At 65.3% G+C, this 11839-nt stretch carries 7 protein-coding genes; 4 read left to right on the forward strand and 3 right to left on the reverse strand.

Features of this window, described 5'->3' with window-relative positions:
* Window positions 1-151 precede the first annotated feature (151 nt).
* A complete protein-coding gene (locus IG178_RS12465) occupies window positions 152-2740 on the reverse strand; it encodes a right-handed parallel beta-helix repeat-containing protein (RefSeq protein WP_193212887.1) in 2589 nt (862 codons plus the stop codon).
* A 367-nt stretch (window positions 2741-3107) separates the two neighbouring features.
* Here IG178_RS12465 and IG178_RS12470 point away from each other — a divergent pair, with 367 nt between their 5' ends.
* From IG178_RS12470 to IG178_RS12480, 3 genes are all read left to right on the forward strand, one after another.
* Window positions 3108-4967, forward strand: coding sequence for a hypothetical protein (locus tag IG178_RS12470; protein ID WP_193212888.1), 1860 nt, complete (start codon window positions 3108-3110; stop codon window positions 4965-4967).
* Window positions 4968-5158: 191 nt separating this feature from the next.
* Window positions 5159-7045, forward strand: a complete 1887-nt coding sequence (locus IG178_RS12475; RefSeq protein ID WP_193212889.1) for a sialate O-acetylesterase — start codon at window positions 5159-5161, stop codon at window positions 7043-7045.
* A gap of 331 nt (window positions 7046-7376) precedes the next feature.
* Window positions 7377-7556: a hypothetical protein gene (locus IG178_RS12480; RefSeq protein WP_193212890.1), complete on the forward strand. Its 180-nt coding sequence runs from the start codon at window positions 7377-7379 to the stop codon at window positions 7554-7556.
* Window positions 7557-7664: 108 nt separating this feature from the next.
* Here IG178_RS12480 and IG178_RS12485 read toward each other — a convergent pair whose 3' ends face one another.
* Both IG178_RS12485 and IG178_RS12490 read right to left on the reverse strand, forming a co-directional pair.
* Window positions 7665-8180 carry a hypothetical protein gene (locus IG178_RS12485; protein WP_193212891.1) on the reverse strand — a complete coding sequence of 172 codons (516 nt, stop codon included), beginning with the start codon at window positions 8178-8180 and terminating at the stop codon, window positions 7665-7667.
* A 287-nt stretch (window positions 8181-8467) separates the two neighbouring features.
* Complete coding sequence (locus tag IG178_RS12490; RefSeq protein ID WP_193212892.1) at window positions 8468-10810, reverse strand: GH92 family glycosyl hydrolase; 2343 nt, start codon at window positions 10808-10810, stop codon at window positions 8468-8470.
* Between the two features lie 176 nt (window positions 10811-10986).
* Between IG178_RS12490 and IG178_RS12495 the strand changes: the two genes are divergently transcribed.
* Window positions 10987-11839: ROK family protein (locus IG178_RS12495; protein ID WP_193212893.1), on the forward strand; the 853-nt coding region annotated here is incomplete at its 3' end.

Below are 11839 nucleotides of genomic sequence, written 5' to 3' on the forward strand. Positions count from 1 at the left end.
TGGCTCGGCGGAAGGGGAATCGCCAGTTTCTTGTCGAACCCGGCGGGAGGACGCCCGCCGCCGTGATCCGGCCGGAGGAAGGGCGCAGTGAGATGCCCAGGAAAACGGTCCAACGCCGCGGGGGCTTCGACCGGGCGTGTTGCGATCCCGCCTACGGGTTCGCCTCGAAGAACTCCTCGCGGAAGAAGTACTTCGGATCGGCGGGCGGGGCGAGGAGGAGGTCGAGGGTTTGCACGGTGCGGCCGCCGGTGCTGGAGGAGCCCTGAATCGTGTAGTCGATGCCATTGACCATTCCGAGCCAGGTCAGGAGATCTGTCGACTTCTGGAACTCGACGAAGACATCCACCGCGTTGTCGCGGTAGCCGAAGGTGAGCTGGGTGCCCTCGAGCATCGGGTAGTACGACGGGTCGTGCGGCGTGAGCGGGTCGGCACCGAGGGCGTAGTCCTCGTAGTTGGTGTGGCCGTTGCCGTTGTCGTCGTCGGTCTTGAGCAAGCCCGGGTGGAGGGTCTCGAAGGTGACCAGGAATCCCTCGTAGGCCCCGAGGTCGATGGTGCCACTCTGGATGCGGGAGTTGCCGGCGATGTCGAGGGCTTCGCTGTTGGCGCCGTTGTCGCCGGCATCGAGGGCCGGGGAGCCGGTGAGGAGCCGCAGGTCGCCGCCGGTGGTGGGCGCGGTGGCCGGGTCGACTTCGAGGACGAAGCGCGGATCGTTGAGGGGATCGGTGCCGTCGAGGCTGGTGCCGCCGGGTGCGAGTCCCTCGATGAGGCAGTGGTCGTAGGTCGGGGTGGATGCGTTGTTGGAAACCGACGCGGAGTTGTTCCAGACAATGCAGTTGGTGAAAGCGGGGCCGGAGGAATTGGCGTTGAGGATGGCGGCTCCCTGGTTTCCGGAGAAGGTGCAGTTGATCATCCCGGGCGAGGCGTCGTTGTTGGTCATCGCACCACCGAAGGTGCCACGGTTTCCGGAGAAGACACAGTTGACGTAGGTGGGGTTGGCGTGGGTGAGATGATAGACGCCTCCTCCCTGATTGGCCTCATTGCCGGCGATGATGCACCTTGAAATGCTCGGCGAGGCACTGCGGAGGAACATGCCGCCGCCGCGGAGATCCGAACCCGTGCCGTCGGCATTGCCGGCGGTGATGGTGAAGCCACTCAGGACGGTGGCGCGGGTGACGGGGGAGACGGAGCCGTCGGCGAAGAGGACATGGTAGGCATTCTCCGAGTTGTCTCCACCGGAGGCGTCGTCGCCCGTCAGGTCGCCGGAGAGGACGGTCGGGTGGGTGGCGGGATCCGGGGTGCCGCCGCCGGTGGGATAGCCCCCGAAGAGGAGGAGGTCTTGATCGAGGGAGAAGCTGACGCTGCGACCGTCGCCGCCGACGCGCTCGAGGCTGGGCAGGTAGGTGCCCCGGGCGATCCGGATTTCCTGGCCTTCGGTGGCGGCGGAGAGGGCATCCTGGAGGTCGTCGTAGGCGGTGGCCCAGCTGAGGCCGTCGCCGGCTGCGACGGTCTCATCGACGTAGAGGACGCCTTGCTGCTCGTGGGCGCCAAGGTCGATGGTGGCGACCTTGCGGGGGTAACCGGAGAGGTCGGTGGCCTCGCTGTTGGCGGTGTCATCGCCAGCGTCGATGACGGGGGAACCGGCGCGGAGGCGGAGGTCGCCGGCGGTGGTGGGAGCGGCAGCGGGATCGACTTCGAGGACGAAGAGCGGGTCGTTGGCTGCGCTGGTTCCGTCGAGGTTGCCGGTGCCGGCCGGGTCACGCCCCTGGATCAGGCAATGGGCGTAGGTGATGCTGGAGGGGTTGACATCGGAAACGGAAGAAGCCGCCGTGCCGGTGCCGGTGGAGTCCCGGTTGTTCCAGATGATGCTGTTGGTGAGCGAGGCGCTTGCTCCGTTGTACAACCCGCCTCCGAGGTTGCCCGCATGGTTCCCGGAGAAGGAGCAGCTGATAAGTGAGGGGGAGCCGCCATTCACAAAGCACCCGCCGCCATGTCCTGAATTGGCGCGGTTCCCCGTGAAGGAACACTGGGTGAAGGTCGGCGAAGACCCGATATCGGCATTGAACGCGGCTCCCCCGCTCGTGGTGGCACGGTTGCCTGCGAAGGAGCAGTTCGTGAACGCGGGTGACGAGGAGTTGGTGGTGTACAGGCCGCCGCCGAATACGGCCAGGTTTCCCGTGATCCGGCAGTTCCGGACCGTGGGGGAAGCCGCGGTGAGAAAGAGTCCGCTGCCACTGGCGATCACAGTGATTCCACCATCGGCCCGGCCTGCGGTGACGGTGAAGCCGTCGAGGACGGTGGTGGCGGTGACGGACGTGCCGGTGACGACATGGTAGGCGTTGTCGGTGGGACCGGTGCCGTCGTCGTCCTGGAGGAGGTCGCCGGAGAGGATGGTGGGGCGGGCGGCCGGGTCGCGGTCGGTGAGAAGGGTGGCGCTGCCGTCCGCAGGAAAGCCGCCGTAGAGTTCGACCCCATCGGCGAGGGCGAAGCTGCTGCTGCGGTCGTCCGCCACCGCGCTGCCGCCTTCGTCCGGATAGTAGGTTCCTTCGGCGACCCAGATTTCGTCACCGGCAGAGGCGGCGGCGAGGGCATCCTGCAGGGTGGGATAGGCGTCGGTCCAGGAGCTGCCGTCGTCGGCACCGGTGGCGCCGGCATCGACATAGCGGGTGGCGGCGTGGAGCGGAGCGAGGAAGCAGACCGCGGCGATCAAGATGCCGGCGGACCGGGAGGAATCGGTTTTCATGGCGACGAGGGGGTGTCCGGCCACGAGGGCCTGTATTCGAGCCTGCGAAGCTAGGGAGCCGGGGCACCGACGGGAACTCAAAACGTGCCGTCGGACCGGCCTCTGCCTGCGCGCTGCCGACGCCGCGAACGAGTCGCGATGAGGAGCGCACCCACCGATCGGGTGCCACGCGGTCATTGCCCCGACTGATTGGATGGAGGAAATGAAAACGATGAGGTTTTACATTGACTGAATCATTCATTCAGTGAAGCGTGCCGCCATGCCAGCCCTCGCCGATCGAGGTGGAAGGGGCACTCCGTGTGGAGCCCTGAAGCGACAGTCTCCTGGCAGTTTCCATTCATCCGATTCACCCCAACCGGTCCGCCCCATGTCCCTTCAAGTACCTGCGTTCCAGAGAGCAGCGATTGCCTGCCTGGCCCTCATGTTCAGCGTCTCCTTTCCTGCCCGGGCCGATCTGACCCGGCTGCTGGAGTACGTTCCCGACGATGCGGCCTTGGTTCTGGGCTCCAATGGGTTCAACCCGGAGGATCCCGCCCACAGCGAGTCGAAGCTCGCTTCCTTGCTGAAAAGGTCGGACTTGCCCGGAGGGATCGCCGCCGTCGGGGAATCGCTGTCGCAGTTGCCGCGATACCGGGAACTGCTGGACAGGATGCCGCCCTCGTTCCGGGATCCTCTGGGCGACCCTCACGGCATCCTGGCCCGGATGCCGGTGGTGTTGTTCGTCAACGACGTGGCCCCCGATCCGTCCGGATCCCTTTCCGTGTCCGCAGGTCTCCTGTTCGAGCCGCGCAATGAAGCCCAGCGAAGGGCGGTCGGAACCGCCTTGTCGGTCGCGCAGATCGGCTTGATCAACCGCCATGCTCCGGCCGATCGGGTCCAGTTCGTCAATGGCAACTCGTGCCTGGGTTTGACGGTCAAGGCCAAGGTCGCGGCCCATCCGGACGAGAGCTTCGGACGTTCGGTCCGCCTGCAGGAAGCCTTGGCCCAGACCATGGCCAAACCGGATCTGCTGATGTTCGCGGAGGTGCCGCGCGTCCTTCAACAGACCCAGGCACTCATCGGGGCGAGGTCAGGGGACGGGGATGCGGCGAACTTCGGGAAGGTGACGTCCGCGATGGGCTTGGAGGGGCTCGGCCGCGCGGTCTGGACCGCCGGATTCGACCAGACCCAGTGGCGATCCGCCGGTTGGCTGGAGGCTCCGGCTCCGCGCGGTGGCGTGGTGTCTTTCCTCGACCAGCAATCATCCCCCCTGCCGTTGGAGGCGCTGCAAGTCACCACCCCCCGCACCACCTGGGTGCATGTCAGCCGTCTGAACGTGTTAGGGGCCTTGGTCAATGTTGTCACCACCCGGGCGGCGATGAATGAAGGCGATGGCACGCAAGCCCTGATGGCCCGAGCCGGGGGCGGCGCCGAGGAAATGCGCGCGGCCGGACTGCCCGAGGATCTGCATCTGCAATTGTTGACCGGTTTGGGGGACACCTGGACGTTTTACAGTGACCCGACACTCGACGCCGGCGGAATGGCCATGGTCTCCAAGGTCAACGACCCTGAGAAGATCGCCAAGGTCCTGGCCTCCCTGCAGACATTCGCCAATACCAGGATGTCGGACGCCTCGGTGCCGTTTCAGATCACCGACCTCGACATGGGAAATGGCATCGTGATCCATGCCCTCCCGTTGCCACGGTTTGCTCCCGCCTGGAGTCTTTCCGATGGCAGGTTGTTTGTGGCGGGTTCCGCCCAGGCCGTGCTGTCGGCCATTGAAAACGCCCGGCCTGAAACAGGAAGCATCCTCGACGCCCCGCGATTCAAGGAAGCCATGGCGCGGGCCGGCGTGGACCCCGCGTCCGGCATGACCGGCGGCTTCATGTATGCCGACCTCCAACGCAAGGCCATGAGCGGGTACCAGAAGGCCAGCATGCTGCTCAATCTCATCGCGCCGGCGGTCAAGGACCAGGGCGTGAACCTCCAGGGGCTGCTTCCTCCGCTTCCCGGTCTGCTTGAAGACCTGTCGCCCGCCGTGGGGCGCCGCTACGTCGATGCTTCCGGCTTGCACACCTGGACCCTGCAACCGTTTCCCTTCTCCACCCTGGCCAGTGGCGAAGTCCTCTTCTGCCTCGCCGATCCTGTGGTCCTGATGGCGGGGGCGGGCATCCTGCTTCAGGAAATGAAGAACCGCCGTGAGTCCTCGGCAAGCGACGGGGCCGGAGAGAACGGGACCCATCGATGATGCCGGCAAGCCCGCGGCTCAAACCGCTCTTCCACGAAATATCTAGTAGTTGATCGCGTGTCGTTGCGGACAGGTTCGATTCCGGCCATTTCCTGCCGGAGAGATGATTCAACGCCGGGACCGCTGTCCCGGATCACTCCGCTGATCGGGAACGGCAATCGGTCCTGTTTCGCAAGCAACTGAAAGAATCCATGCATCTGAAATTCCTTCTCATCCTTCTCGCCGGCCCGGTGTTCGCCGGGGAGTTCCGGTTGGCCCCGCTGTTCACGGAAGAAATGGTCGTGCAACGCGGCCGGACGGTGCCCGTGTGGGGCCAAGCCGAGCCGGGCGCCGAGATTGAAGTCACCCTCGGACCGGAGACCTCCACGGTGCACTCCGGTGCGGACGGGCGCTGGCGGGTGGATCTCGCGGCGCTGCCGACCGGCGGCCCCTACCGGCTCGAGGCGAAAAGCGGTGGCCGCACCCTGACCGTCGCGAAGGTGCTCAGCGGCGACGTGTGGCTGTGCTCGGGCCAGTCGAACATGGAGATGGCGCTGCGCGAGACCCTCGGCGCAAGGCGCGCGCTGGCCGACGCCGCGATGCGCCGGAACCTCCGCTTGTTCCGCATCCCGCTCAAGTGGGCCGCCGGGCCCGCCGATGACCTCGGCGAAGGCGACACCACCCGCTGGTCGATCGCCACGCCCGAGGCGGTGCGCGATTTTTCCGCGGTCGGCTACTATTTCGGTGAACGCCTGGCGCAGGATCCCGCCCTCGCGGACGTGCCGATCGGGCTCATCGGCAGCGCCTTCGGCGGCACCCCCGTTGAAGCGTGGATCCCTCATGCGGGCGTGTCCGATTTGAAACCGGAGGACACCTGCAGCATCCCGTTCAATGCCGGGACCTCCGCGATGTACAACGCGATGATCCACCCGCTGGCACCCGCCGGCTTGAAAGGCGTGTTGTGGTACCAAGGCGAGAGCAACACCGGAAAGCCACAGCTCTATGGCGGGCTGTTGGGAAAGATGATCGCCGGCTGGCGCGACGCCTTTGCGGAACCGCAGCTTCCGTTCCTGATCGTGCAGCTTCCGGCGTGGGAAGGCAGGATCGACGGCCGCTCCTTCACCTGGATCCGCGAGGCGGAGGCCGCGGTCGCCGCGGCCGACGAACACGTTTCCCTCGCGGTCACGATCGATACCCACGACGGCTCGAATCTCCACCCGCCGGAGAAGCAGGAGATCGGGCGGCGTCTGGCGCTGCTGGCGCGGCGCGACATCTACGGTGAAGAGATTGATGCGGAAGGTCCCATCTTCACCGGCGTGGAGCTCGCGGGCGACAGCGTGCGGGTGAGCTTTGAAACCCATGGGCGTGGCCTGGCGAGCCGCGACCCGGAGCAGCTCCGGGGCTTTTCCGTCGCCGGGGCCGATGGGAAACACCACTTCGCCGACGCGCGGATCGACGGCGACCAGGTGATCCTCAAAAGCGACGAAGTTCCCGAGCCCATGAGCGTCCGCTATGCGTGGGCCGACGTTCCCGACGCCGATCTCATTGCTCCCGACGGGCTCCCTGCGGCGCCGTTCCGCACCGATGTCGAACCGCCTTCGGAGGACGATGGATTCAAGCCCCAAGCGCGGAGTTATCGCATCGAGAAGCGGGACTACCAACTGACCGTCGATGGCAAGGGGCGGGTGACGAGCCTCGTTCTCAAAGGCCGCGAGTTCGTCTCGAACGCACCGGGGCTCGACGGGGCGACGAGCATTCCCATCTTTTTCGGTGGCCGCACGCTCGGCAATGTCCGGAGGATCGCCCCGGGCCGCATCACTTGCTCGGATGCCAGCGTTTCACTCGAGATCGATTGCCGGGACGACGGCATGACCTGGTCGGTCACCAACCGCGACGACGGCGCATGCAGCTTTCGCCTCGCGCTCCTTCCCCAGGTTGAGGCCACCAAGGAGGAAGGCGCCGTCATCTTGCGCCGCGGTGACGCGACGGCCGAAGTCGAAGGTCCGCTGGAATTGGAGACGCCGAATGAAAATGGCCGTCTGCTCTCGCTGAAAGTGGAGGGCAAATCGACCGCGACCATGACGTTCACCGGCTGGTGACGTTTCGTGACTCCTCGGATGATCGGTCCCGTCAGACCGTGGAGGTTGGTCATGCCGACCCCGGACCCTTGGAGCCGTGATCTTTCGTGTCACCCCGGGATGGCAAGTTGCGATGCGATTCCTGCATCTCGCATGGTGCGGCCCACGGATCGGCCGACCTGCACCTTGAAATCGCAGGAAGCATAGCTGCTGCTGCGAGGGCCCCGGAACGCTAGAACTCCGTCTGTTGCGGGGAAAGTCCTTCGTCTGTCCTCCCGTTTGCGAGAGATGCCGCGGCATCCGGTTGCCGGGAGTTCAATGCGGCACTCTTCCTGCGAAAGGAGGGCTCACCATGAGCCAAGATCCAGACCGGGAACCCCCCAACAACATGTTCGACTCCACCTTGATCGCGATGATCGTCAGCACCGGGTTGTTGATTGCATGGGCCTACTCCGCGACCCGCAATCCATCCTTGGTGACCTTCCGATCCGGTGCGGTCCAGGTTTCACCATTGCTCTGGAACGAGGATTGAAGGTCGCGGGTTGACTGGAGCGGCGGCATCCCATTTGGCCCGGAGAGTCATCGAGAAGCGGTTGATCGCTCTGCTCTGATGACGCTCACTGTCATAACGGGGGAGGGCTTACCGCTCCGTTGTCCCGCCTGGAGAGGGAGAGTCCGGAGGCGTCGTGGGCCATCCCGGATCGAAGGACGAAGGGTCGAACCCGACCTCCCCGATGCCCCGCAATTTTCCATCCTCGATCACAAAGCGGCGGGTTTTTCCCTCCGTGTTCTTCCATGCGATACGATTTGGAACCTTTACCTGAAGGATCCCGCCCTCATACGGAAGCCTCCTCATCAGCGCGGCGGCCCTGAACTTGCGGTCCTCGATGAGTTTGCCGTCCGGCAGATTCAACCTCACCAGCCGGAGTTCGACGATGTTGCTCTCCATCAGCACGGACAGCTCGCCCTTCCCTTCATGTGTGGAGAGCAGCGCGCATCCCTCCTCCAGTAGATCCGGCGAAGTATCAATTTGGGTTCGCCAGAGGACACGGGGCTCTTCGCCGTCCTTCAGGTAGCTCAGCGTGTAGCGTGCGATGTTTTCCCCGGCCTCCTCGTGGATCACCACCTTTGCCGCCGGCGAGGCGGGCGCTTCCATGGTCCAGTCTTCCGCCAAGCTCACGGAGGGCAAGAGGAACAGGAGGACGAGAAACTTCATGAGGGGCATTCTCCATGAATGGGGGCGCTTTTCATGTCCAGGCGTTTTAACACCGGCTTGAACTCGAGCGAAGAGCCGTCGCCGTCGGCCATCCTCTCGATGCTCCTGTTCTCGACTTGGTGCGCGACGGCTCGTAGGCCTGCCATCTCGTGGACCTTGACCAGTCGGCGGTGCCATGCAGATCACGGACTCCATGCCTGACGTCTCCCTCTTGCCCGCAAAGGAACCTAGCGCGAGGAAGGAGTGGGCTGGACGCCCCAGTCAGGTTGGGGCTCGGGGCCCATGATGAACCGGAGGCGGGAAGCTTTCATCAGCTCGTCCCAGTGGAGCCAGCAGCGGTCGAGAGGGGCTCCATCGAGTTCGGCGGACTGGACGTAGACGTTCTCCGTGGAGTTGTTCACGGTTTCAATGACGAGCGTTCTTTCCGGCCGGAGTTGGACGGTGGCTTTGTCGAACAAGGGGCTGCCGAGCCCGAGGACGGGACGGCTGTCGGTGAGGCCTTTGACGTCGAACAAGCCGAGCGACGCCATCACGAACCAAGCGCCGAGCTGGCCCTGGTCCTCGTCCTGGCCGCGGCCGTAGCCGTGGATGGCATCGGTGCCGTAGAAGCGGTCGCAGATGCGGCGGGTCCACTTCTGGGTCAGCCATGGCTTGCCGGAGTAGTTGAACAGCCAGCTGATGTGCAGGCAGGGCTGGTTGCCGTGGTTGTAGAGGGATTTCACGCCGGCGAAGGCATCGATCGTCTGTCCGCCGCTGAAGTCGTCCTTCTCGGAAACCTCGAAGATGCCGTTGAGGCGCTTGTTGAACTCGTCCTTCCCGATCGCCTCGATCAGCGCGGCGGGTTGATGGGGCACGAAGAACGAGTACTGCACCGCATTCCCTTCCTGATATCCGCGCCAGGCCTGCTGCGGATCGAAGCGTTCGATGAAGCTGCCGTCCGCGGTCTTCGGCTGGATGTGGCGGTTCTCGGGATTGAAAAGCCGGCGCCATCCGTCCGCCAGCCGGCTCAGCTCGGCATGGTCGTCCTTTTTCCCCAGATCGAGCGCCATCTGCGCGGCGGCGTGGGCGCTGAAGGCATACTCCAGCGTGTGGGAGGCGGAGAAATTCGAGCCGTCCGGAGTGGTCTCGTTCCTGGAAAGGAACGGGACGTAGCCGCGCTCGACGAATGCCTTCAGGTCCGCCTTGCCCGCGCCGACCGGCCGGTCTTTCCAGCCGAGCTCGTTCTTGCGGACCGCCTCGTACACGGCCTCGAGGTTCTCCCGGACGATGCCGGTCTGGTAGGCACCGGCGAGGGCGAGGCCGACCATGTTCGTGCCGACGCCGGAGGCATAGGCGCTGTTGGCGAAGCCGTCCGCGAACCAGCCGCGGTCGCGGTGGAGGGTCATCTGGGTGTGGACATAGCTGGCATACCACTCGGGATAGCCCAGCGCCCAGAGCTGGGTGAGATTCCAGTAGGCGCCCCAGACCGCGTCGCTGTTGATGAACTGCTGGTTCGGGTCGTTCGCGCCGGCGGGGAAATGGCCGGTGCTGCCGTCGAATTTCGGGTAGTCGCCACTCACGTCGCTGGCGACGCCGCGGCCGAGCAAGGCATGGAACAGCCCGGTGTAGAACTTGGTTTTGTTGGCCTTGCTCCCGTCCTCGATCGCGATGCGCCCGAGGGCGCTCCGCCACTCGTCCTTTGCCCTGGCCTTGGCGTCGTCGAAGGAAAGCGTGGCGGCCTCGGCCTGGAGATTCGCCTTGGCGGCCGCGGTGGAGGTGTAGGAAAGGCCGACCTTGATGCCGATCTTTTCGCCCTTCCGGGTCGCGAACTTCAGTGCCAGCCCGGAGCCTTTCCCCTCGGTTGCGCTTTTCCCCTCGAAGTCGCCTTCGTGATTGAAGGCGGTGACGCCGTCCGGCTTGCGATCGAGCTCGCCGTGAAAGTACATCGTCACGCTGCCCTGCGGGTCGTAGTTCTCCACATACTTCGGATAGGTGCGGACGAAGCCCTCGAAACGAAGCTCGTCGACCATCTTCACGGACGCCGCGGTGACCTCGCCGCTCTCGCCCTGCTTGTTGCCGATGTCCAGGATGAGGCGCGCCGAGTCCGACTCCGGGAAGGTGTAGCGGTGGAAGCCCACCCGCTTCGTCGCGGTCAGCTCGGCGGTAATGCCGTAGTCGTCCAGGTGCACCTGATAGAAGCCGGCTTGTGCGATCTGCGTTTCCCGCCGGAACCGTGACCGGTAGCCGCTGTCCGGGTCCTTCAGGTCACCGGGACGGGTCTTGAGCTCGCCGGTCGCCGGCATGATCGACACGCCGCCGATCTGCCATTCGTGGAAATGGACGAAGCCGCCGATCGAATCGTGCCGCGAGTCGTAGCCGACCGCTTCCCAGCCGGAAGGATTGCCTTCGTGGCCGTTGGTCGAGGGCGCGAGCTTGGCCATGCCGTATGGCACCGCCGCCGGGGTGTAGAAGAACCAGCGGCTGTGAGCGGTCCCGATCTCGGGATCAACGTAGCCGAGCGGGTCCTCGGCTCCCCGGGACCCCGTCGTCGTGACGAGCAGGGCACCGAGGATGGGCAGGAGCGGTTTCATGAGATCGAAAAACGAGGAGGGAGGATGAAGGGTCAAGCCGTAATGTTCCTACAAATAGGCGTTCTTTGGAGCGCTACGATGGGACTTCGGATCAAATTACGCGATCTTCGCACTAAATGTTCCAACATTTAGGCTTGCCGCGTGAAGTCGTCCGCCCAAGCTGCTGCCATCGTCGCATGAGTGTCCTGGTCGCCGATTTCGGAGGAACGCGCATCAAGTCCGGCCTGGTCCATGCCGGCCGGGTGACGGCGGCGCGCATCGACGACACGCCGTCGGGGGCGACGCTCGCCTCGCAATTGCCCGCGCTGAGGGCGCGGTTCGAAGCGCTGGCGGAAGGTGCGACTTTCGAAGCGATGGTATGGGCGCTGCCCTGCCTGGTGGCGGCGGATGGACGCACGATCACCCGCACTTTCGGGAAGTTCGACGATGCGCCGGAGCTCGATCTCGCGGGCTGGGTCGAGCGGCATTTCGGCGTCCCGCTGCTGCTGGAGAACGACGCGCGGGCCGCGGCGATCGGCGAGTGGCGGGAAGGCGCCGGTCGGGGCTGCTCGGACCTGGTGATGGTGACGCTCGGCACCGGGATCGGCACCGCGGTCATCAGCGGCGGCCATCCTTTTCACGGCTCCAGCGGCATGGGCGGGAATCTCGGCGGCCACACCGTCATCGCCGCCGGCGGGCGCTCCTGCGTCTGCGGTCAGCGCGGCTGCGCCGAGGCGCAGGTCGGCAGTCGGGCGCTCCCGGCTCTGGCCCGTGAGTCGCCGTTGTTTGCCTCCAGTACCCTGGCCCGCAGCGGGAAGATCGACTACCGCACGGTCTTCGCCGAAGCCGCGCGGGGGGACAAGCTGGCCGCGGAACTCAAGGACCGCGCGATCGATGGCTGGTGCGTGCTGCTGGCGAATCTGATCCATCATTTCGACCCCGAGCGGATCGTGATCGGCGGCGGCATCATGGCGGCCAAAGTCGAGATCCTGCCGCTGCTGGAGTCCTCGCTGCAGCGGGCGCTCCCGGGATCCCGGTCGGTGCCGCTGG

It is taken from the genome of Neoluteolibacter marinus, from assembly GCF_014904755.1.
Taxonomy (GTDB): Bacteria; Verrucomicrobiota; Verrucomicrobiia; order Verrucomicrobiales; family Akkermansiaceae; genus Haloferula; species Haloferula marina.